The 23,783-nt window shown below is 50.2% G+C and carries 17 protein-coding genes and 1 pseudogene; 11 read left to right on the plus strand and 7 right to left on the minus strand.

Annotation, left to right across the window (positions count from 1 at the left end; all coding sequences use genetic code 11):
- Nucleotides 1-286: hypothetical protein (locus AC221Y_RS02480; RefSeq protein WP_486706729.1), on the plus strand; the 286-nt coding region annotated here is incomplete at its 5' end.
- A gap of 292 nt (nucleotides 287-578) precedes the next feature.
- On the opposite strand, the gene AC221Y_RS02485 is transcribed toward AC221Y_RS02480, so the two are convergent.
- From AC221Y_RS02485 to AC221Y_RS02510, 6 genes and pseudogenes are all read right to left on the minus strand, one after another.
- Nucleotides 579-1,112 carry a tyrosine-type recombinase/integrase gene (locus AC221Y_RS02485; protein WP_299748823.1) on the minus strand — a complete coding sequence of 178 codons (534 nt, stop codon included), beginning with the start codon at nucleotides 1,110-1,112 and terminating at the stop codon, nucleotides 579-581.
- A gap of 760 nt (nucleotides 1,113-1,872) precedes the next feature.
- Nucleotides 1,873-2,115, minus strand: a complete 243-nt coding sequence (gene nrtS / locus AC221Y_RS02490; protein WP_366141772.1) for a nitrate/nitrite transporter NrtS — start codon at nucleotides 2,113-2,115, stop codon at nucleotides 1,873-1,875.
- Nucleotides 2,116-2,230: 115 nt separating this feature from the next.
- On the minus strand, nucleotides 2,231-2,710 hold the full coding sequence (locus tag AC221Y_RS02495) for a potassium channel family protein (RefSeq protein WP_486706741.1): 480 nt from the start codon (nucleotides 2,708-2,710) through the stop codon (nucleotides 2,231-2,233).
- A 45-nt stretch (nucleotides 2,711-2,755) separates the two neighbouring features.
- Nucleotides 2,756-3,022 (minus strand): annotated as a pseudogene (locus AC221Y_RS02500) (pentapeptide repeat-containing protein); the annotation flags it as partial.
- 16 nt (nucleotides 3,023-3,038) lie between these two features.
- Complete coding sequence (locus AC221Y_RS02505; RefSeq protein ID WP_486706730.1) at nucleotides 3,039-3,287, minus strand: hypothetical protein; 249 nt, start codon at nucleotides 3,285-3,287, stop codon at nucleotides 3,039-3,041.
- An 18-nt stretch (nucleotides 3,288-3,305) separates the two neighbouring features.
- Nucleotides 3,306-3,629, minus strand: a complete 324-nt coding sequence (locus AC221Y_RS02510; protein ID WP_299758549.1) for a response regulator — start codon at nucleotides 3,627-3,629, stop codon at nucleotides 3,306-3,308.
- Between the two features lie 75 nt (nucleotides 3,630-3,704).
- On the opposite strand from AC221Y_RS02510, the gene AC221Y_RS02515 reads away from it, so the two are divergent.
- The 9 genes from AC221Y_RS02515 (at nucleotide 3,705) to AC221Y_RS02555 (ending at nucleotide 20,508) form a co-directional block, all read left to right on the plus strand.
- Nucleotides 3,705-4,067 carry a response regulator gene (locus tag AC221Y_RS02515; protein ID WP_299758547.1) on the plus strand — a complete coding sequence of 121 codons (363 nt, stop codon included), beginning with the start codon at nucleotides 3,705-3,707 and terminating at the stop codon, nucleotides 4,065-4,067.
- A gap of 45 nt (nucleotides 4,068-4,112) precedes the next feature.
- A complete protein-coding gene (locus tag AC221Y_RS02520) occupies nucleotides 4,113-5,363 on the plus strand; it encodes an ammonium transporter (protein ID WP_486706731.1) in 1,251 nt (416 codons plus the stop codon).
- A complete protein-coding gene (locus AC221Y_RS02525) occupies nucleotides 5,360-9,304 on the plus strand; it encodes a response regulator (protein ID WP_486706732.1) in 3,945 nt (1,314 codons plus the stop codon). Before AC221Y_RS02520 ends, AC221Y_RS02525 begins: the two co-directional genes overlap by 4 nt.
- Nucleotides 9,301-10,314, plus strand: a complete 1,014-nt coding sequence (locus tag AC221Y_RS02530) for a pentapeptide repeat-containing protein (RefSeq protein ID WP_486706733.1) — start codon at nucleotides 9,301-9,303, stop codon at nucleotides 10,312-10,314. The genes AC221Y_RS02525 and AC221Y_RS02530 overlap by 4 nt, the downstream gene beginning before the upstream one ends.
- A gap of 30 nt (nucleotides 10,315-10,344) precedes the next feature.
- Nucleotides 10,345-12,318, plus strand: a complete 1,974-nt coding sequence (locus AC221Y_RS02535) for a mechanosensitive ion channel domain-containing protein (RefSeq protein WP_486706734.1) — start codon at nucleotides 10,345-10,347, stop codon at nucleotides 12,316-12,318.
- A 43-nt stretch (nucleotides 12,319-12,361) separates the two neighbouring features.
- Nucleotides 12,362-14,047, plus strand: coding sequence for a hypothetical protein (locus AC221Y_RS02540; protein ID WP_299752309.1), 1,686 nt, complete (start codon nucleotides 12,362-12,364; stop codon nucleotides 14,045-14,047).
- Between the two features lie 2 nt (nucleotides 14,048-14,049).
- On the plus strand, nucleotides 14,050-15,534 hold the full coding sequence (locus AC221Y_RS02545) for a response regulator (protein ID WP_486706735.1): 1,485 nt from the start codon (nucleotides 14,050-14,052) through the stop codon (nucleotides 15,532-15,534).
- Between the two features lie 488 nt (nucleotides 15,535-16,022).
- Complete coding sequence (locus AC221Y_RS02550; protein WP_299754946.1) at nucleotides 16,023-20,054, plus strand: PAS-domain containing protein; 4,032 nt, start codon at nucleotides 16,023-16,025, stop codon at nucleotides 20,052-20,054.
- A gap of 52 nt (nucleotides 20,055-20,106) precedes the next feature.
- Complete coding sequence (locus tag AC221Y_RS02555) at nucleotides 20,107-20,508, plus strand: glutathione S-transferase N-terminal domain-containing protein (RefSeq protein WP_299754944.1); 402 nt, start codon at nucleotides 20,107-20,109, stop codon at nucleotides 20,506-20,508.
- A 79-nt stretch (nucleotides 20,509-20,587) separates the two neighbouring features.
- Here the strand turns inward: AC221Y_RS02555 and AC221Y_RS02560 are convergent, their stop codons facing one another.
- On the minus strand, nucleotides 20,588-22,300 hold the full coding sequence (locus AC221Y_RS02560; protein WP_299754940.1) for a ferritin-like domain-containing protein: 1,713 nt from the start codon (nucleotides 22,298-22,300) through the stop codon (nucleotides 20,588-20,590).
- Nucleotides 22,301-22,512: 212 nt separating this feature from the next.
- Between AC221Y_RS02560 and AC221Y_RS02565 the strand changes: the two genes are divergently transcribed.
- Nucleotides 22,513-23,775 (plus strand): recombinase family protein, encoded by a 1,263-nt coding sequence (locus AC221Y_RS02565; RefSeq protein WP_486706736.1) that lies wholly within the window; start codon nucleotides 22,513-22,515, stop codon nucleotides 23,773-23,775.
- Nucleotides 23,776-23,783: the final 8 nt, after the last annotated feature.

Consider the following 23,783-nt stretch of genomic DNA (forward strand, 5'->3'; position numbering starts at 1 on the left):
AACGTTCCGGGCAGCTTTGCTGCCCGGACGCAAAACTCGTGCCTCTGGGGCGCTGCGTGCTCCTAAACCTCATTTATCGGGCGCGAAACTGGCACCCACCTTTGCGCGCGCATCCATCGCCAATACTGCGGCTCTCAAACGAATGCACACCAGTCTCTACAGGACAGTTGAGCTGCCGCTTGGTCCGCGCAAAGACTGCGCCCTAGTAGTTTGGGCTTATTTCTCTGGAAAACTCTTTTTGATTGCAAGCATGAAGGGAACCCCCAACTATTTTGGCTTGATTTGACCTGTCATTTGTTGCGCGAGGCCTGCGATTCGGCCGCGCAATGACAGGGGATTTGATGCGAGCAAGAAGCGAAGAGGCCGCGGCTCCAAATATACGGATGCGTTCGAGCGGCAGTTGGTTGCAAAGAGTCATGCCGCTTGAGCAACCGTTCCGATGGTGACAAAGCAACATGGGTGCCAACCAGCCGGATATACTCTTGGCTAGGTGATGCGCGGTTTCAGCCAAGAGACGTTGAGACGCCTGGCTTCAAGCCTGTTGAGGTGTCCGACGCGCTAATTCTTAAGGATATTGATCAACTACCGCCCGAGGCACGCATTGAGATCACGCTTGAGAATGGGCGCAACTTTCGACATCCTGTCAAAGCGCAAAGCCGAAGAGCGCGCACGGCCATGGGTGACGTCGCTGAGGCCTTGGCAAATGCCCGTCCAAGTGCCGCGTAGCCATCGGCGTGCAGGTAGCTCGCTTGGAAGCGCATGTCGTGTCGTCTCATCCCAGCACAAGGGTTCGATCCGGGTAGGCGAAGTCCGCGGATTTCTGCATGGATAAGCAGGGACGACAGAAGCGACAAAGCGCGATTGCGACCACCCTTCGACATCTCCATTTTGTTGAACCACACGGTCACATCGGAGCGCTCAACTTCACCAATCTGCATATGTCCCAGACCCGGCAGAGTGTATCGTGACATTGCGTGCCTGTGCGACCGGAGGGTTGAGGGCTTCCAGCGGCGCGCGCAATCATCAAGGAAGATATAGGCAAAGGCAGCTAAGGCGGTTTCACCGGAAAAGGGTGGGTGGGCTGTCGCATCTTCAAGAAGGTCCCGAGCCATCGACCGCGCGCATGATTGGGATGGTCGCACAGGTGCCAAAGGGTAATCTTCGCAACCTTGCCTGCGCGTGGGCAATGAACCACCCAAGTATTTCTACCACCTCGGATAGGCAAACCGAGATGAGGAACAATATCGTCCCGACGTTCCCGATCTAGGCGCTGATTTTGCGTGTTCTCTTCTGGCTCGATAACGGCTGAACGTGCAGCGGCTTTTCTGTCTGTTTGTCGCATCTTATGACTGCTTTTCCGGTCCAGAAAAAAAATCACGCAAATCGCTGGGAACATTCCAGGAAACGCGGGGGAACAACTCGCCCGCTTCGTTCAGCCGCCACTTAGGCTGCGTTGGCGCAGGTATTTTGCGAGATACTTCAACGAGTTATCAACTCAGTGAAGTTACGCGCTACTGCCCCTCGCGGGGGCAAATTCCACACACCTGACGCAACTCGCGTTGCAGGGGCGTTTCACTCAATGAAATCAGTATGTTAACTGTCAAATTGGGCCGTTTTGACTGTCCGGGTAAACACTTAGCTATGCATTTCAGAGGGTTAGTAGGGGGTGTGGCAGGCGCTGCCAGGACGATCGGCAGCATTTGTCAGCCTATTGGCAGCGTCTGCCAGCGCCTTGGCACCAAACCGCAGTGGATGTGCGCAATCAAACTCAATTGCCTCAAAAGAAAAGCAAATCTAAAGAATCCCGGTTTGACAATCAGAATTTCGCGGCTGTCTCTTGCAAAATTTTCAAATTGAACCGTCAGTCCAGAGCTATTGGCTTTTCAATTCCGAGAGCTTTCCGGTCACCGCGCCCCAGGTCGTAACCAGATACGGAACGCAATAAGTAAGTACAATCTTCCAAATTGGAGGAGAAACACCTGAAATGATCGCATCACCGTGATTTATCATCACAAGAACAGTACCGACGACAAGCGATGTCAGGGCAGCCTTTCGTGGTGTTCCGTCACCAAAAGCAAGGCGCTTAATCGAGGTTCCCGTTTTACTAGTATCCATCGGCGATCAAATCAATTTTCGGTTTGAGTCTGTAAGGAGCGAGACAAGTAAAAGTATCTTAAGGTCATGTCAACAAATGAAAAGTTGAGTTCGTTGTGAACGAAAAGAGGGCTCTCTAGCTTCGTCGTGCGATAGTGTTGGTAAGAATGGCCAACAATAGTCCCAGTGTAAAATAGCCCACAATGACTTCGCTTATGAACAACAACCCACCCAGCAAAGAGTTTGCGGTTACGTCGCCATAGCCAAGTGTCGTGAAAGTCACGACTGAATAATAAAATGGTGTAAACCAAGTTTGAGCGGAATTGGAGTAATCCATAACATTCCAGCCCAGTGTCAGATCGGCCAGATAAACCAGCCCGTAAAGCATCGCGACAATCACTGCATATAGAGAGACCTTCAACAAACTACGACCGTGATCGATCAGGGCCCGGCCGCGGAAAAGTACCAGCTCGATCGACCTAACCAGCCCGTTTGGTCGGTCCATGAGGGTCTGAAAAAAGGTGTCAATGTAGTCTTGGCCCTTCGCATCGCGAACGAAAAGCGCGCTGCCAAAGGAATTGTCTATCCCGCGGACACCGAGGTAGTTTCCGACCATTTCGCGATACTTTCCGTATCGAATATATGTAACATTTGCTTCACTAAATTTTGTGAAATGAAATTTGGTCCCGGCTACGTCAGCGTAAGCAAGATTTGCGCCATTTAGATCGGCTTGTGATTGGTCGGCGCCCCGTAAATCCGCACCTGCAAGCTTTGCTTGTCTGAGATTTGCCCCCCGCAGATCAGCGCCACGACAGTCGGTTGAGGAAAGGTCAGCATCGGACAGGGCGGACTCTTGCAAGATAGCGCCCCGAAGAACCGCTTTGCAGAGAGCAACTTGGCGCATGTCAGCGTGAGCAATCTCTGCACCCTGTAATGACGAATTTTTAGATTTTTACGACGAAACGGCCACGAAATAAGTCTGAACTGGAAAGATCAAGGGAGGACAGGTCCAGATCCTTAAGATCAAACTCACTAAGATTTGCTTGCTTAAGTAGATCCGGTTCACTTGCCAAAATCTTCTTTGCTTTAAGCAGCGCTTCACCGCCTTCAATGAGAGCCGATTTGACGGAATCTTGCCTGGATTCCCGAGTGTCATTCATGACTTTTTGACCGGGCCTCGATTCATTGCCCAATTTTCTCCAGCAATCGGGTTAGCTCCACTGGCTTTTGTCATAGTCATAGTCAACGCAACCAGCTTCCAGGGCCTTTCCCTTGTCACCAGCCATGGCGTGTGCGGTCAGCGCGATAATGGGAATATCTTTCGTCGCTGCGTTGGATTTCAAGGCTCTTGCAGCGTGCCAGCCATCGACTACCGGTAGGCTCATATCCAATGATATCAAATCCGGATTGCCGGATCCAGCCTTTCTGTCAGCTCCTGCCCACGGCTTGCCCAATAGAGTTTCAAGTGTACAATAGCGTTTTAGGCTGAGACTTGGCGTAACTTCTAAACACAAGGCGATCCAAATATAGTTCATGATTGGATGCCATTGCTTTTGGTTGGTACACTTCGTTTTGGGACCACGAATTTTACACCCAGATGGAGGGCAGAAATGGCCAAGATACTCCTTGTCGAAGACAATGAAATGAACCGTGACATGCTGTCCCGGCGGCTGAAAAAAAAGGGTTTTGATGTCGTTATGGCGTTTGACGGGCAGCAGGGAGTGGATATGGCAAGGAGCGAGCCTCCTGATCTGATATTATTGGATATGAGCTTGCCCGTGATGGATGGTTGGGAGGCTGCAGGTGTTTTGAAATCCGACGCCAGGACACAAGCCATCCCGATTATTGCCCTGACGGCGCATGCGATGGCTGGTGACAAGGAAAAGGCGATGGATGCAGGCTGCGATGACTACGATACAAAACCGATCGACTTTGAACGATTGCTGGGTAAGATCTCTAGTATGATGGGTTGACCTGATGGCTGTTTCGCGGGCCGTCAGTTTGAAGGAAATCAAGTGATGTCCAGCCTGGACATGCTCTGGCTTATACTGTGTGCGGCCCTGGTTTTCCTGATGCAGGCTGGGTTTCTGTGTCTTGAAAGCGGGCTGACACGCTCCAAGAACAGCATCAATGTTGCCATCAAGAATCTTGCTGATTTCTGTCTGACGACAATTGTGTTCTGGGTGATCGGATTTTCTCTGATGTTTGGTGACACAGTGTCGGGCTGGTATGGAACCGGTTTGGTACTACCTGACTTTTCCACCGAAAGTGCTCATACAGCCGTTTTCTTCCTGTTTCAGGTGATGTTCTGCGGCGCTGCAGTGACAATCATTTCGGGTGTCGTTGCTGAAAGATTGAAGTTTGGCGCTTATCTGATCGTCGCGCTCTTTATTTCCGGATTAGTCTATCCTGTCGCTGGTCATTGGTCGTGGGCGTCGTTTGGGGGGGGCTCGGGTGATGGTTTCCTAGCTTCTATGGGTTTCGTGGATTTTGCCGGATCATCAGTAGTACATAGCGTCGGGGGATGGAGTGGGTTGGCACTACTGATGGTCATTGGGCCCCGTATCGGGAGGTTCGGTGAGTTTGGCCCGATCAAGGCGTCCAACCTGCCTCTGGCGACGTTGGGGGTTCTTCTTCTCTTCATAGGCTGGCTCGGCTTTAATGGCGGCAGCACTCTAGTGATGGATGAAAGTGTGCCTTTGATCCTTGTGAACACGATCATCGGGGGTTCAGTCGGGGCGCTTGCAGCCGGAGGGCTGGGCTACGCGGTGCACAACAATTTGAATGTCACACAATTCATGAACGGCGCGCTTGGCGGTCTGGTCGCGATAACAGCAAATTGTTTTGCAGTATCCACGCCAATAGCCGCGCTTATCGGGCTGGTGGGTGGTATGGTCGTGGTATTCGCAGAAGATTTGCTCGAAAAATTTCACCTCGACGATGCAGTCGGCGCGATACCGGTACACTTGGCCGCCGGAATCTGGGGAACGCTCGCCACGGGCCTTTACGGCGACCTGGAGGTTCTGGGAACAGGGCTGTCGCGCGGCGAGCAAATTTCTGTGCAGGCCTTGGGCGTCCTCACATATGCGGCGTGGAGTTTCGGAATTTCCTATGCGTTGTTTTGGATTATCAATCGCGTGTTCCGTTTGCGGGTCAGCGCTGAACACGAAATCGCCGGGTTGAACATCAGTGAACACGCAGTGGAAAATGAAGATGCCGCCCAACACTTGGCCTCAGACATCCAGATTGCGGGAGAAAAAGTGTCGTGAAAAGTCGCTTGAAAATCGGATCAAAAATAATCCTGATTACAGTCCCAATCACAATGATTGCAGTGATGCTCGCGGCGTTGATTTCGGGATACTCATCAAGAGCAGCCCTGGAAAAAGCCGCGTTTGCGAGACTTACAGCCGTTCGCGAATTGAAGGCACAGCAGATAGAGGGTTATTTTGATCTGGTAAGCAACCAAGTGGCAACGATTGCGTTGGCACCTTCGATCGCGGAGGCCTTTGCTGATCTGGGTTACGCTTTGGTTTCGTTACCAACCATTGCCAGTGGCTCCAATGAAGATAATACTCTGAATGTCACCCGTTATTATTCCGAAGAATTTGGCCCTAGGCTCAAAGAAACTCGGATGACTGGCATTGATGACGTATTGATTTCGTCGCTTGTCCCCAATGATCCCGTTGCTCTTCTCATACAGTCCGAATTAGTTGTGGGCCAAATCGCGGAGCCCAACGAGCAACCCTCGTTCTCGTGGAAATATTTTTTGGATCTTCAGAAAAAGCTCACCGGAGAGTTCCAAGAGTTTACTAAACGATTCGAAATCAAGTCTATTTACCTCGTCCTAGCGGAAGATCAGCGCGTAGCATATACCACTAACCGCGGCATTGAATTGGGGACATCGTTAACCAACGGCCCGCATAGAGACAGCAATCTTGGAAAAGTGGCGTTGGCTGCCACTAAAGTGGAGGCTGGCGAAACTGTATTTTCAGATTTTGAGAAGTACTTGCCAGCCTTGGGGCGACCGACAGCCTTTGTGGCTGCTCCGGTGTTCGGATCAAGTGAGCGCACTGGTACAGTCATTTTCGAAATATCCGTTGATACAATCAATGACATCATGACGTCCCATCAGTTATGGCAGGATGTCGGACTGGGTGTATCCGGTGAAACCTATCTTGTCGGTGAAGATTTACTCCTTCGTAATCAGTCACGATTCCTGATCGAAGATCGCGAGCAGTATCTTGAAATGATCCGCGAGATTGGTACTCCGGAAGACATCGTACGGCAGATAGAGAGCCAGAGTAATTCCATTGGTTTACAGCAGGTCGATACAATCGGTACCCGTGCGGCCTTGGCGGGAGAAACCGATACTCAGATTTTTCCAGATTATCGTGGCGTAGACGTTCTGTCAGCATTTCGCCCACTGAATGTCCCCGGGATCAACTGGGTCATAATGAGCGAAATCGATAAGGCAGAAGCCTTGGCCGACTTCGAGAAATTGCGAGATTTGCTAATTGTTCTTGCCTCTGTGATCCTGGCTGGCGCTGTTTTCACCGCGTACTATTTCGCTCTCTCATTGACCCGCCCGATTAGAGTGTTGGCGGGCATGGCTGAAAGCCTGAGTTCCGGGAACTTGGACGATAGTGTTGAAGTTCAGTCCGGTGACGAGATTGGTGATTTGGCAAGAGACTTCGAGAAAATGCGTTCTTCGATGAAAGACGCCTTTGACGAGGTGAAAGAACAAAAGGCTCATCTGGAGGAAGAAGTTCGAAAACAGACTGATGAGTTGGCAGAGACTTCGGGGCAATTGAACTCAGCCCTGTCGAGCATGCAAAACGGCATTCATCTATTGGACAAGGATCTAAAATTTATTTTTTGCAATGATCAGTTTCTTGAGCATTTGGATTTGCCCCGATCCCTGGTGGAGCCCGGTGTGCACATTGCTGAATCTATTAAGTTCCGCGTAAATCGAGGCGATTTCGGGTCAGGCCCCAAGGATGAGAAAATCCAAGAGGTTGTTGGACTTTACACCGACCCTTCTTTTCAGCGCACTGAGAGCACATTGGACAACGGTCGAACAATCGAGTTCAAGCTATCTCACATTCCCAACGGTGATAAAGTCGGCGTTACCTCGGACATTACGGAATTAAAGAACAAGGAAATCGACCTTCTTGCCAAAAATGAGGAAATGGAACGTATCCAGGATGATCTGAAAGACAGCAAACAACGCATTGCCAAGGTTATTCAATCCAGCCCAGATGGCATAATTACCATTGATCAGAAGGGGATAATTCAGTCCTTCAGTGCCTCGGCTGAGCGTATTTTTGGCTATTTTTCTGACGAGGTAATAGGTCGCAACGTCAAGATACTCATGCCAAAAGAAGTTGCGCTTGAGCATGATTATTATCTTGAAAAATACATTTTGGGTGAACCATCCACAATTGTTGGTACTATCCGCATCGTTGACGCAAAACGTAAAGACGGGTCGATTTTCAAAATGGATTTGCGGGTTGAGGTCATCGAATTGGGTGATGGGGAAGTCATGTACATTGGCACGACCCGGGATATTACTATACAGCTTCAAATGGAAGCTGAGGTGAATAAAGCCAGAGAAGACGCAATGGCTGCCAATGCCGCCAAGAGCGCCTTTTTGGCCAACATGAGCCACGAGTTGCGCACACCAATGAACGCCATCATTGGCTATTCCGAAATGCTCGCCGAAGACGCGGACGACGACGGGTTGGACGATATGCATGAAGACCTGCAGAAAATCACAGCTGCGGGCAAGCACCTGTTGTCTCTGATCAATGATGTTCTGGACCTTTCCAAAATCGAAGCCGGAAAGATGGAGTTGTATATCGAGGCATTCAATGTCTCAGATGTCGCCAACGAAGTAGCCGACACCGCGCAGAACCTAGTGAAAACCAATGGCAATACGCTTGTCGTCGAAATTGGTGAAGGACTTGAAAAACTTGATGGGGATCTGACCAAGACACGGCAGATGCTGTTCAATCTAATTTCGAATGCGGCTAAATTCACCGAAAACGGCACGATCACCCTTGCGGTTGAGAAATACGAAAACCGCGGCTCTGACTGGGTAAGATTCAGCGTTTCTGACACTGGTATCGGAATACCCGCTGACAAGCTCGACAAGATCTTTCAGGAGTTTTCTCAGGCAGACGATTCAACAACGCGAAACTACGGTGGTACTGGTTTGGGTCTGTCACTCACCCGGCGTTTTGCACAAATGATGGGTGGCGACATTCGTGTTGAAAGCGAGGAGGGCCGCGGGTCCAGCTTCATCATCGAGATTCCGATGAAAGTGACCAAGCAACACGAGGGACTGGAGGTAGAAGCCAGTATGGACGTAACAGACGACAATACCGCGATTGCGGCAGCTAAAACTTCTCCCGATCTCCTTCTGAGTACACTTGAACGGGTACATAAGGAAAAACCGCTGGTGCTTGTCGTGGATGATGAGCAATCCGCCCGCGACCTTCTTACAAGATCCTTGGAACTAGAAGGTTGCGAAGTGAAGGCCGCACGAGACGGCAACGAAGGTCTAAAAATGGCCGCGGACCTGACCCCCGACCTTATTACCCTGGATATCATGATGCCGGGGATGGATGGTTGGACGGTACTTCGACAAATCAAGGCAGACAAGAATCTGAGGGACATACCAGTGCTCATGGTCTCGATGATTGGAGATCGGGGCATGAGCTATGAACTCGGCGCGGTGGATGCGATACAAAAGCCCGTTGACCGGAAAAAACTCCGCGGGTTTGTTGAGAAATACGCCAAGGGGAAAAGCAATTGCGTGCTTGTTGTTGAAGATGATCCTGCCGCGCGCGTTAATATCAGGTCATCACTGGAAAAAGTGAACTGGAATGTTACCGAGGCGGAAAACGGTTTAATTGGGCTGGAGGCTATTCAGAACAAGAAATTTGATCTTGTCCTTCTGGATCTAATGATGCCGGTCATGGACGGGTTTGAATTTCTTCACAAACTGAGAGATTCTAATTCTCCATCTGCCGGAACGCCAGTTATTGTGATCACAGCAAAAGATCTGGATGCGAAGGATCGCGCGAGATTGACTGGGAGTGTCGATGAAATCATTGCCAAGTCTGGGCGTTCCATTGAGCAAATTATGGGAGAAGTGAAAGTTGCATTGGGTGATGCGTGGACAAGTAAAGGAGGGAAACCACTGTGACTTCTGAGCCCTCTGGAAAAGAAAACGTTGAAGCCCTGAAGAAGCACAAAACAGAATGGGCACGTTTTCGTTCTGCGGCTGAAGGTAAAGACCAGAACTTTCATGATTTTAGCGAGTTGGATCTATCTGGAGCCGATCTTGCCGACCGGGACTTGTCAGGTGCTGATTTCTTTTCTGCCAACTTGGAAAATGCCAACCTGAAGATGTGCGACCTGGCCGGGGCGGAATTGGCCAGTTCTAACCTCTCTTCGGCCTCTCTTTACAAGAGTGATCTGAAGGGGACGATCTTTCAGGAAGCCAAGCTGGTGCGTGCGGATCTTTCAGACAGTGATTGCACCGGCGCGGATTTTCGCGGCGCAGATCTGTCTGGGGCCAATTTTAGTGGAGCAAACCTCACAGGTGCTAACTTCATGTCAGCCAACCTAAAAAACGCCGTAATGCGTGGATCTGACCTTACCTCAATCGACTGCCGTTACTGTAATATTACTGGCGTGGATCTCACCTTGTCAAAATTTGGCGGTTACCGAACGATGCAGGATCGCTTTTACGGTATCCGCGGCATCGACAGCTGTTTTGGCAACGCGGTCTTCATTCGGGATGTAAGGGATCAGGACTACATAGATACGCTGCGAATATCGATTGAGGCAAAACCTGACGGGTTTGTAAGATTTTTGGAACTGGTGTTGTTTCGTGCATGGGGCATGATTGACCATGGTCGGAGCCTTCTGAAGGTAGGGTTTTACGCTGTGATCATCTCGACTCTTTACGGGCTGATTTACACCGCCGACATGAATCTGGCCTGGGGAATGATGGACTATTCCAACTCGGCAAATACTTGGTTCACCCCGTTCTACTACTCCCTGGTCACCTATACGACGCTTGGGTATGGCGATGTGACGGCAAACTCTCTCATTGGCGAAATGCTTGTTATTAGCGAAGTCGTTGTAGGCTATTTTACGCTTGGCCTCTTGTTGTCGATCCTAGCAAACACCATCGCCCGACGCAGCTGATAACGGCTATTAAAAGACAGGCAGAATACTGTGGAAGAAGCAAGCAGCATGATCGAAGCAGTGGTTTTCTTCCTGTTTCTGATATGTGTCACTTCGGTTTTAATTAGAACCGCCATTGCCGTTTCACGCTGGAAAAAATACCGTTTAAAGTTTTCGGTCGAGTTGGTCGCTATTTGGTCCATCTTGTATTTTTTGGTTCGCCCGGCGTTCGATTTTCTTGAGTGGGGTGACATAGTTCCGGAAGTCCAGCGGGCGGTTGTTTTCCTGTGGGGGATCTCAGTCGCTTTCCTGGTGAACTCGGTTCTGATCAGGTTCTTTTGGGACGGACTTTTGTCCTTCCACGGCGAACGCCGGGTTCCAAAACTGATCACGGACGTAGTCGGTCTGGCGATCTATTCTGTCGCCGTGATGTTCGTATTACATTACGTGTATGGACAGCCGATAGGCCCAATTTTGGCCACATCCGGGGCCGCCGCTGTTGTCATCGGTTTTGGAGCACAATCGACCATTCGTGAGATTTTCTCAGGCTTTTCGCTCAATGCAACCAAAGCGCTTCGCATCGGTGACTATGTCGAGATCGATGATGTGTATGGGCAAGTGTACGACATTAACTGGCGCAGCGTGTCGTTGCACAACCCGCATACAGACTCACTCTACATTTTTCCCAATAGTGCGGTCGCGGATACAAAAATCCTGAACTTCAGTGAGCCAAAAGATGTCTTCAGGTACTATGTTACGTTTACGGTCGAACTTTCTGCTCCTCCTGAGAAAGTCATTCGAACAATTGCAGATGAGTTGAAGCATTCCAAATATGTGTTCAGGGACCCCAAACCGGATTTCAACATCCTTGGATACAGTGAACGTGGCATAGATTACCGTGTCAGATACCATTTCGAAGGTGACGACCCGTGGTGGGATGCTCAAAACGAAATGGTCATGGCCATCTGGTCGGCCGCGCGGCGGAACGACTTCCGGATTTCGATGAACAGAATGTTGCAAAGCTCCCCGGAAGAATGGCCTTACCTGGACGAAAAAGTAACAGCAGTGACTTCGGCTGAAGCGGTCGTTGCGCTGGTTAAGGCTAATCCCGTTCTGGGAATACTGGGTGACGAAGAAGTCGATATATTTTGTAAATCATACAGGACCTTTGATTTGAGTCCGCCTTCATGTTTTTTCCTGTCAGGGACAGTTCCCGAAGGGCTTTACGTGCTTGTCGAAGGGGAAGTCAGTATTCTGGAGGATTTCAGAGATTCACATGACCTCGAAGTAGATACTATCGGTCCGGGACAATTGTTTGCAACCGAAGCCATTCTCTCTGGCGGGGTCAGTTCCAATTCAACCCGGGCAGAGCAGTATAGTATTGCAGTCTGCTTCGATGCCGCAGCGGTGGTCGAGGTCGTTGAACAGAGACTGGACCTACGGGAAAACCTTGCGAATCTGGTCGAGCAGAACAATGCTCGTCGGAACAAAAGGCGGGACGAAGAGACCCGGCGCGTTCTGATCAAAGAGCACCATAAAGCCAAGAGAACCTCGTTGGAAGGTGTCCGACGCGGTGTCGATGATATGATGAACAAGCCGGTTCTTCACCACATTCTCGATCGGTTCTCCACGAAAGTTCAAAATGAAGAACTGGCTGAGGGCCTTGCTGCTGTGGCGGCGTTGCTATCCGTTGCCCGTGGCGTACCCACCCAGGAAGACAAAGAACATTTCGAAGAGGCCCTTCGCCACTCAGACCTGTTACGCCATCTGAATCAGGATACCTGTCTTTACCGATATGATGAATACATCAGTATCTTGCTGGAAGATGGCGAGGCCGGTGAAAAACGTGTTCTGAGGAATCTCTCCGAAGCGGCTCGGGTTCGCAATGGAGCAGATATTGTTCATAACGTTGCCAAAGGCTTGTGCGGTCTTAGCGAGCTGCCAACCCAAGAGGAACTGGCAACGCTGAAACTGATTGACGAAAGCCTTTCAGCCGTCATTACGAAGCGGAAACAAAGCCAATGAACTACTGCCTGTGTAAAAAAATTTGCAATAGCGAGGAACGTTCATGACCGGTCCTGGAGCACTGACTTTTGTCGTTGGTATCACTGGCCACAGGGACATACCAAAACCCCTATGGCCTCTGATCAAGGAACACGTTTCAGCCCAACTGCAACAGATCAAGGCAAACTTCTCATCCCTGCCGGTCGAGGTCGTATGTGGTCTTGCTGAGGGGGCTGACACGTTGGTTGCTGAAGTTGCGCTTGAGTTGGGGATGGCAGTGCGTGCCGTCTTGCCTATGCCAATCAGTGATTATGAGGAAGATTTCTCGGAAGATGGATTGGCAACATTCAGACGGCTTATCAACACCGACGAGGTCGTGGTCGAGGAGTTGCCGCTGTCTAATTCATCAAAACTGCACCGGGACAGCCAGTATCTGATGTTGAAAGATTACCTTGTCCGACGATCAAATGTTCTGATGGCTTTGTGGGACGGCGTGGCGAACCAACTTCCTGGCGGGACCTCGGATGTCGCCCTGTCTTACCTGACTGGATCATCGGGTTCAGGTGTTCAAAAGGTTACGCGGGAATCGACACTTGGGGATGATGAAAATCTGGTAATTTCCATCTTCTCTCCCAGAGAATGGAGTGACGATGCTGATGGGCAGGTGGGTTTTGAATACCTGATGTCTGAAGGGTCACCGGGGTGTATCGCCAGCCTGTTAGATTTTCCGAAAAAAGTATCCGACCGATGGGTGGGTTTTGAAAGATATGCTTCTGAGCGATTTTCTGACAATGCGAAAGACATCGTTTCGTATGATTTTTTCGTTCCCGAAGACGCTGAGCATTCTCCAAACTTCGAGCGGCTGAATGGAGAATTTGTTCGTGCTGACCAACTTGCTATAGCAAATCAGACGAGATCTGATTTCCTGTTCAAGAGCTTTGGTCTGATGGCTGGCTCAATGGGCTTGTTTTTCCTGATTTATGCCAAACTAAGTTCGTCAAATGTGTATCTCGTTGCATATTTAGTGTTGTTTGCCGTTGGCTATGTCCTGTTCAGAGTCAGTCGCGATAGGGCATGGTTTTCGAAACATCTGGCCTATCGGGCCTTTGCTGAGACGATCCGGATTCGATATTTTCTGGAACTTGCAGGGTGTGGGCACTCGACCTCTATCGAGGATCACCTTAAACTGATGAAGGTCAACCGTTTCAATGGTTTGGAGTGGCTGTATGACGCCGCAAAGAGTGTTGAACCCTTACCCTCAGCTCATACGTTTGGCCGGGATATTGCCGCTGTCAGGAAGCGTTGGGTAGAGGACCAATCGGGTTATTTCAAAAAGAAAGTCCACCAACTGCATCATGAACATGAACGACTTGAGATGATCAAGCGCCTGCTGTTTATTGGGTCTTTTCTCGGAACTCTTGCGCTCGTGTTTTTCAAGAAAGATCTATATCACCTGAATGTCATGGCGACCGATGGTAAAACGTTTCTGGTCTTTCTGATGGGACTCTTGCCGCTTTGGCTAGCCCTTTGGGAGCTTTATCAAGGCAAAATGGCGGTGCGTGAACTTGCCTGGCAATATTCAAATCAAGCATTGTTGTTTTCGGAAGCAAGTCGGCGACTTGAAACATTGGAGAATGAAGACGCGAAGCTGACCATCATTGAAGAACTCGCAGACACCTCACTGATAGAGGCGCTTCAATGGACGGTGCATCGTTTTCATCGAGACCATGAACCTCCGACGGCAGGGTAGTCATGACAGAAGCGCCTGAAAACTCGTTTGCGACACTATTGTCAAAAATCCGGCATGATCTGCGAACACCTGTTGGGCACGTGATCGGCTATTCCGAAATGATCGAGGAAGAGCTGGAGGACGTGGGTAAGCAGGACAACGCACATGATCTTCAAGCCATTCAAAATGCGGGACAGCGTATCCTGGCGTTGATTGATGATCATTTCAGTGCGGGAAAAACCTCACCCGATCAAATTTCCATTGCTGATGCACAATTTCAGATCCGAGGGCAGCTCAACCATATATCAGGATATGCCGAAATGCTGCGCGAAGATTTCGTAGATGACGATCCGGATATGGTCGCGGATCTGGACAAGATCATCACGGCGGAAAAAGCGATTGTTTCTCTGGTTGAGAAAATACGGTTGGACCAATGGGAAGACGTGAAAGCACCAGCCAAGCAGGCCCCCACGATTACGCTCAAAGATAAGAAGAAAACGGACACAGAAGTTGATCAAACCTCTTTGGGGGCAGGAGGTGATATTCTTGTGGTCGATGATGACCCAACAAACAGAGAAATGCTCAAGAGGCGACTGGTCCGCAATGGGTACACGACGACATCTGTGTCGTCCGGTGAGGAAGCGATTGAGCTTTTGGGGGGAAAGCGGTTCGATCTTGTGCTGTTAGATCTGATGATGCCGGGCTTGTCCGGACTTGAAACGTTGGAAATCCTTCAGGCAAGCCCGCGGCTCCGAACTGTTCCTGTCATAATGCTGACTGCCGCTGACGACATGAATACGATGGTGCAATGTGTCTTGAGCGGGGCAGAGGATTACATCTTCAAACCGTTCAATCCTGTCCTTCTGGCTGCCCGCATCAGCGCCTGTCTGGAAAAAGTACGCCTTAGGCAAAATATTTCGAAAAAGTTCCGAATTTTCATTTCTTCACCCGGGGATGTGATACCGGAACGGCGGGTATTGAAAGCCGTAATTTCACGGTTGAACGAAGAGTTCACCGGGCAGGCATACTTGATCCCGATCCTGTGGGAAGAGGAACCACTGTTGGCTTCTGATACCTTCCAAGCCCAAATTCATCCTCCAAGAGAAACCGACATATATATAGGTATACTGTGGTCAAGAATAGGATCACCACTTCCGGAAAGTATTCTAAGGCCAGACGGGACCAAATACGATTCAGGAACTGCTTTTGAGTTTGAAGATGCGTTGTTGGGTTACAAAGAAAATGGAAAACCCGAAATGCTTTTGTACCGGAAAACAGGTGCCCCTGTGATTTCCTTGTCGGACAGTTCTGCGGTACTCGAACGTTTGGATCAGATAAATCGGCTTAAAGATTATATCGAAAGGTGGTTGATCGCCGACGATGGATCCTTCATCGGAGCATTTCACAACTTTGATGACCGTGAACAATTTGAAGTGATGGCCGAAATGCACTTGCGAAAAATGATTGAAAAGCTGCTGCTTGGGCAGCAGCAAAACAAGTTGGCTTGAGGCATGCAAGGCGGTTTCGCAGTGTCGATCCATGACAAAAGGCGACCCGTTCAAGCAATTCCCCAGCAGATTTGACCGCGAAGACAGCACTGACGTCAGACAGCGGCGCCATCATCTAACAAATAACGATTTCCGGTTACCCCAACAACGAACTCGGGAACAATTACGAAGTTCTCGGAGGACGGCATTTTGCCCGTCGACATACCGGCCTATGCCCCAATAATTTTCAGGACCGTGATTTCAATCCCAAGCCGTTTCCCGTCCTTGAGGAGAAGAGAACTCTTAAAGCAACATTCACTCTCAAGTGATGATACCATCAGAAAGTGGTTTCTGCCCGCTTCTTGCTTTGCGCCAGTTTCATCGTCAAACTGCAATGAGGTGGCAACTTCTTGCTCGTAAGTTCTACGAATGTTTTGCACCGTTTATGGGTTAATTCCATGGGAGTTTGCCACAGCGACTGATCTATAGGTCCAATTTGGGGTGACATTATGGCTGGAAAAGAAAAACCATCAAAAAAACCCGCTACCGCAAACGCGGAGTTGTCAGGAATCCTATTGGACGAGTGCCCATTCCCCATTTTTAGGGTGGGGAAGGACGCGAAAGTCTACTTACCAAACACCGCCGCAAGGGAAGCCGTCGGCCTTCTGACAAAAGACAACAAGAAACTGACGTCAAAACCGGCAAGGATGGCGGCCGAGGCAATCCGCAATAACCAGAGCGCGTTTGCGGATTTTAACTCCGGCGACAAAATTCTGAACCTGTTTTTCGATCCTTTTACTAATGAAGGCTATGCCAACGTTTACGGGCGAGACGTGACTAAAATCAGAGAAAACATGCGCCAAATGCTTGATTATGCTAAGTTTCCAGAGGAAAATCCGAATCCAGTTATGCGCGTTTCAACTGATGGAGAAATCTTGGTTGCGAACCCTGCTGCCAGAGAGATGCCGGGGTTGGTCATCAAAGGCACTCCCGAACGGTTGACGCCAGAACTTGCGGGCGTTGCCGCAAACGTTGCGAGAACTCGGGAAAACGCATCCGCTGATTTCGATCCAGAAGATGGCAGCGTTTTCCACTTTAGTTTCGCGTGGATCAAGGGAAAGGGCTACATCAACGTTTACGGCCGGGAAACGACCGCAGAGCGAAGTGCAAAGCGTGATTTAGAAGCAGCCAACGATCGATTGGAAATGCGGGTAGCTGAACGCACGGCATCGGTGCGACTTTTGCAGAATGTTGTTTTGCAGGTTAATTTGGCAGAAAGTTTCGAGGCAGCGCTTCAAGCGGCACTCAACGAAATCTGCCTCTACACCGGCTGGTCTGTCGGTCACGCATACGTAGTTCGGCACGAAATGGGTGAAAACCTGATCGTTCCGTCCGGTATCTGGCATATCGAGAGAACCAAAAGTGCGGCTGCACTGCGAAAAGCCACCGAAAAACTGCGCTTTGGCGCGGAAGATGGTTTGCCTGGCAAGGTTGTGCAAACCGGACAGCCGGTTTGGATAGAGGACCTGACAAGAGAAGCCGGCATGCGAAGGACTGAATTCGCGCAGCTTGCAGGCCTAAATTCGGTTATGGGCTTCCCCATCGTGCTGCACGATCAAGTTGTCGGGGTCTTGGAGTTTTTTTCTAAAGAGCCACAAGAAGCCAATGTCGACACAATTAAAACACTTGGTCATGTCGGCTCACTTTTGGGATCGGTTGCGCAAAGAAACCAAGCGGAAGAAAAAGTTGCGCGATCCCAGGAAGAGGCCGCCAAGTCGCACGCCCGGATGATGGATGCAATTGAGGCGATGGGACAAGCGATCTGTTTGTTCGATAAAGACGATATGACCGTGCTCTTCAACAAAAGGTACGAGGAAGTTTTCAAGTCATTTACTGGCGGTATTGCGCCTAAAATTGGCAATCCGTTTGAAGTCGGCTTGCGCCTTTCGGCAAGCCAAATGCATTCTGACCTATCGCCCAAAGAACAGGAAGAGTGGGTCAAGAACGTCTTAAAGATCAGACGAGAAAACAAGGTCCGAAACTCAACAGACAGGATGCCGGACGGAAAATGGTATCGCTCAGAGGGGTTTGATACCAGCGATGGTGGAACCGTCTCGGTGTTTACGGACATCACCGAGACGAAGGCCCACGAGGAACAGCTTGCTAAATTTGCCGACGAGTCGGAGCTGGCCCACAATCGATTGGTGGATGCGATTGAGGCTATGGGGCAAGCTGTCAGTTTGTTTGACAATGAAGAACGTCTGGTTCTTTGGAACAGCCAATATGAAAATATTGCTGGCGGATATGCCCCAACAATAAATTTTAAGGCTGGCATGAAGTTCGAAACGATCCTTCGCGCCTCCGCCGATCAACTGCATCCAGAGCACACTCTCCGCGAGCGAAAAAAATGGTTGAAAGTTGTGCTGGAAGAATGGCGCAACAAAGATGTCAGACAGTCATTGGGGAAAATGCCTGACGGCCGCTGGTTGAAAACAGAGGGTTTTCGAACAAGCGACGGTGGAACAGTTTCTGTTTTCAGTGACATGACAGAATCCAAAAAAACCGAAGCCAAGCTTGCCCAACTTGCTGACAAAGCCGAGGTAGCGCATTCGCGCTTGACCGACGCTGTCGAGTCAATGGGACAGGGATTTGTACTATATGACAAAGACGATCGCGTTGTGCTGCTAAATCGACGCGTTGCAGACATGTTCAGGGCATCGTTCCAAGGCAAGGACGTCTTCAATGTAGGTGTGAAGTTCGAAGACATTCTGCGTCAATCGCGAAACTCAACACGAGACTTTGAGTCCCAGAAAGATCTAGACGATTGGGTAGAAAAGGTGCTTGAAGCCCGGCGCACTCAAAAGGTACGGAATTCGGTTGATCAACAACCAGATGGTCGCTGGCTGCGCTCTGAGGGATTTCCCACCAAAGAAGGCGGGATCGTATCAGTATTCACCGACATTACGGATGCGAAACTGCACGAGGAAGAGTTAGACAAACTTGTCCAGGAGTTGGCTGTGGCGCGTGACGAAGCGGTCGAGGCCAACTCTGCTAAGTCACAGTTCCTAGCGAATATGAGTCATGAACTTAGGACGCCGCTCAACGCAATCATCGGATATTCTGAGCTTTTGATTGATGACGTTGCTGACGATGGTAATGATGAATACATCCCTGACCTCACCAAGGTCCAGCGAGCCGGTCAGCATCTGTTGGGCCTAATCAACGACATTCTTGACCTGTCAAAGATTGAGGTCGGAAAACTCGAACTTTATATAGAAGAGTTCAATGTCGAGGAATTGATCACCGATATATCCAATACGATTGCGCCCTTGATCGACAAAAATTCAAACCGTCTAGAAATTGTAAATATCAATGGCATTAAGTCGATTAATGGCGATTTGACCAAGATCAGGCAGGGGTTGTTCAACCTGTTGTCCAACGCAGCAAAATTCACTGAAAATGGTTTGATCAAAGTCACCCTAGGTCGGGGAAAAGAGAGTGGTCTGGTAGAGTTTTCCGTGAAAGATGAGGGCATTGGTATGAATGAGGAGCAAATGGAACGGATTTTCGATCCGTTCACACAGGCTGATGCATCAACCTCACGCAACTATGGAGGAACCGGCTTGGGACTGACAATCACGCGAGAGTTCTGCCGCATGATGGGCGGAGATCTTCTTGTTGAAAGTACGCCGGGAGTTGGCTCGACTTTCAAAATGGTCGTTCTCTCCGACTCCTCGCTCCTGCAAAAAAAGGAAGAAATCGATAGGGCGGAAATTCAAGTTTCGAAAGACGCTCCGGTGGTTCTGGTCATAGATGACGATCCAAATGTGCGTGAATTACTCCATAGGAATTTTGCCGCTGCTGGATTGCGCACAATCGAGGCTGATAACGGTCTGGCTGGGATCGAAGTGGCGCGGAAGGAAAGGCCCAATGTCATTACACTGGATGTGATGATGCCCAAAGCCGACGGATGGTCAGTTTTAGAAGAGCTTAAATCCGACCCCGATACTGCGAATATTCCGGTCGTGATGGTGTCAATTATCGAAAACAAACAGCTCGGTTTTTCACTTGGTGCCTCTGAGTATCTGACCAAACCCATTGAAAGAGAAAAACTTGTCAGCGTCGTTCAATCGTTGATCGGCTCGGACGACGACCCTATGGTCATGGTGGTTGAAGATGACAGTGATACAAGGAGTCTACTTTGCCGAACATTGGTGAGCGCGGGCTTCAAGGTTCAGGAAGCCGAGAATGGGCGCGTGGCCTTAGACAAGTTGAAGAGTTTTCGACCTTCCCTATTGTTGCTGGATCTGATGATGCCGGAAATGGATGGCTTTGAGTTTGCAGAGAGGTTTCGGCGAAACGAAGATTGGAGTCATGTGCCTATCATTGTTCTATCCGCGAAAACGCTGACAGACGAAGATAGAACAAGACTCGAAGGATGGGCTGAGGCTTTCTACCCAAAAGGATCAGAGTCCCTGGACCATATAGTCTCTGAAGTCAAAAACCGGCTATTAAACGCAACATCCCAAGGTCTTCGGTAATCCAAGATGGACTCGGACCAGACCAGGATTCGAAATTGAGGAGCAAATTGAAATGACAGAATTTGTACCCACGGCATGGGTTCGCACAAATTGTCCATACTCATTCAAATTTCGTCTATTTGTTGTTGAGGCGGAACTGGCAGAAAAATTTCACTTTGTGCCCATGAATCCCGGGAGCAAGGATTTTGAGGAAATCAAATCACAGATCGAGCATCGGTCCGGTAGGAAAGCGCAATTTCCGACGGTAGAGGTGGCGCCCGGAACGTTCATGACTGACAGTGATGAGTTAATTGAATATTTTGCCGCTCAATATGGGAAAAGTGCGAACGAGTTGGAAACCCTATCATTTTACCGAAACGGGATATTTCTTTGCTATGTCGAAATGTTCTCCATACTGGCCCGTCCTCTTGGATGGATTGCGCGGCTTGGACGGCGTCCGTTCGCATTTCGATAGCACCAGAAGGTCAGTCCTTTTCGATCGACATTGAACTCAACAAACAGAGCCTGCCGAAGTCACCGAACGCGCGCGCCCATCAATCTTTGAAGTCGACGCTCGCATGTGTGCCGTCGCAAAATGGTTTGTTCTTCGATTGACCGCAACGACACAAGGTTACCCTGTTTCTAGTCTCAAGAAACGTGCCGTCCGGCTTCATAATTGGAATTCCGCCTGAAACCCGAAGCGGTCCGGCCGTGTTCGAGTGTTCATCCTGGGAAATAGCCGCCACTTCCTTCGGCAATTCTGCCTCAACTTCGGTCATCTCACCATCAATTGGAAGTTCGTAAACGAATGTACCAGATGGGCACCGATCGACCATCACCATGATTTGACTTTTCGCGTTTGCTCCAGCGCTTTCGGGAATAAGCTTGCGGATGCCACTGGCTTTGTTGAAGCAGTATTTGGCGTGAACGCAGTAAGAGTTGTCCACCTTTACCCGAATACCGTCGCCCTCTAAAGTTTCTTGGGTCTCGGAAATCGGAGCGAATTCTTTTGCTACTCTTCCATCAAAGTCAATCCGATCATGCGTCCCGTCACAAAAGGGTTTGGTTTTCGATTTCCCGCATCGGCATAACACGTAACCGTCGTCTGCCGGAATAGTTTCTATGGTAACCCAGGCAAGTGCTTCCCCCTTGTCTGTGGTAACTCGTTTTTTCCTAACAAGCGGGATGTCACCATGGACATTATACGGGCCACTCTCGCGGATCTCGATCCAACTTTCGTGGCAATGCGCGGGCGGACGATAGGCAAAGTATGGTCCAACAGTTGTTCCGCCATCCCCAGAAGGCATCTGCATCAGCTCCAAAATGAGATGGCGCAGCTCAAACATTGTTCCAACGGTTTCGCCAAAGAGTCTTGGTTCGCCAGCGAATGATTGCTCCATAACCCGAAGCATATCGCTGTACCCTTGGGCTAGAGCTTCCATCTTTTTCCGTGGCTCGCTGTCGGCCGGGTAGTCGTTGATATCGGGGTTTGGGCGCATGTTGTGAACCGCCCCCCAATCCACGCTGAATTTTTCCCCGGTCGGACCCGACTCCGGAGTGTCACATAACTGATAGCTCCGCCCCACAAGAATTTCTTGGAAACGGAAATAATGTCCAACTTCTTCTCGCTCAGGGTGGAACATGTTTTTGTCGCCATCAAAGATCGACGCGTGATCCATCCCCTCGCCCTGTTCTACAATCTCATCCATGGCGGAGAGAGCCGAAGCTAAGTCAGTAACTGCCATTAGATGACCGGCGCCTCCGTAAAAAGTTGTCTCAGCACTCAACTGCCACGCAGGATCTCCAGAAAACACTTTATGCTCTCCGAGAGCCTGGCTGCATGTTTTCAACCCTTCAACAATCGCGGCATAAAACTGACCAATCGAGTGGTAGTTTTCTTCTAGAGGTTCGGCATCGGTTTCTGCTGGACGTTCAATATTCAAAAACGATTTGATGCCCTCGGGCGAGAACTTACCCAGATGAACCTGAAACGACCCATCGCCATGGGGCAATGGAGTGGGAAAGGTAGGAATGAAGCCCTTATAATCGAAGCGAGGTGTTCCGCCGATCGCGTTTAAAATATTGGCAGCCAATGCCATATGCAGCATTTCTTCGAGAAATACACTCTTTATGACCTCAGCTGATTCAATATTCGTGCCATCTTTAATCGAATAGAGTGCAGTCAAATATGGCGCCAACGTCGCATGCTCCAGTTCGATCGCCCACTGCAAATGCTCGCGAAGGCTCTCCAAAGAACTAATTACCATGTTCCCCCCAAATTTTTTGTGCGTTCTGCCAAGCTTTGCGCGAGGCGAGTCACAATTGAAACCTTATTGTGCAGGAACACATCGGTCCAGTGATCCTCCCCCTTTGAATCGGTCCGCCCCTATACTTAGAATTTGGAGGATCGAAGATTCAATTCATTTCAGTACGCTGGAAACCCTGCGCTGGCGTTGGGGCAAGCCCGACAGAACGCGAGGTGACGGCCGAGCGCATTCGAGACAAGGTTGCGGCGTCAAAGCGCAAAGGTATGTGGATTGGCGGTACCATTCCGCTTGGGTACGATGTGATCGACAAAGCGCTGGTGGTGGACCCGGACGAAGCTGCTGCGGTCCGAACGATCTTTGCTGAGTATCGCGCGCAGGGATCGGTCCGGCTGCTCAGTGTACGGCTGCGCGCGTTGGGCATTGTCAGCAAGCGACGAACCAACCGGTTTGGACATGTTAGTGGCGGCACGTCCTTCTCACGCGGCGCACTCTACAACATCCTGCGCAATCCGATCTACATCGGCAAAGTTCGACACAAGGACGCGCTGCACGAAGGGCTGCAGGGCGCGATCATCAATGACGCCACCTGGAAGCGCGTCCAAACCCAACTGGCGGATCATGGCGGCAAGAAGATCAGTTCAACCCGTCGATCCGCCAAGCGCCTTCTGGACGGCATACTGTTTGACACCAAAGGTCGAGCGATGCGAACGACTTACGCCAGCAAGTCAATCCGCGCAGACGGGTCAACCCGGACGAAGCGATACTGGTATTACACAACGGCAGTTCGCGGTTCAGAAGACAAATCCGAGATTGAGCGCTTGCCAGCAGATGAGATCGAAAGGGTTGTAATGAGTGGGCTGAAAGAGCGGCTGAACGATACGCGATGGTTAGTCAGTCAGACCAAAGGTCACAAGAGCCAAGCAAGCTTGGCCGTCAACTTACAAGCAATTGAAAAGCTCGGTCTGGACAAGGAGAGAACGGAGGGCGATGGGCTGGGACAGCCCTTCACGGACATCATTGATCGTATCGACGCATACCGAGGTCGGTTGGTCGTCTCGCTGAACTTCGCGGCACTCGCAAAACCCGAAGCAGCTCACACACCAATACCTGCAATCTTCGAGATCCCGTTCCAAAGGCGTCAGAACGGCTGCGCCAAGCCGATCATCATTGCAGCCGAAAATGCTCCACAAGAAGATCAGGACCTTATTGCACTGATTGCAGACGCAAGACGGTGGGCGGGTGAACTTCTTGAAGGCAAAGCCATAACTGTTCAACAAATCACAGAGCGAGAGGGTTTGCGCAGCGGGTGTGTCAGCCGCATCCTTCCGTTGGCCTGGCTGGCGCCAGACATCTCAACCGCGATTCTGGAAGGCCGCCAGCCACCGCATCTCACCGCTAAAACACTGCGGGCGCTCCCCGAGCTGCCATTGGATTGGGCCGAGCAGCGTCGCGTCCTTGGATTTGCGCAGCTTTGAGGTCGATT

The sequence above is a fragment of the Boseongicola sp. genome (assembly GCF_057460485.1).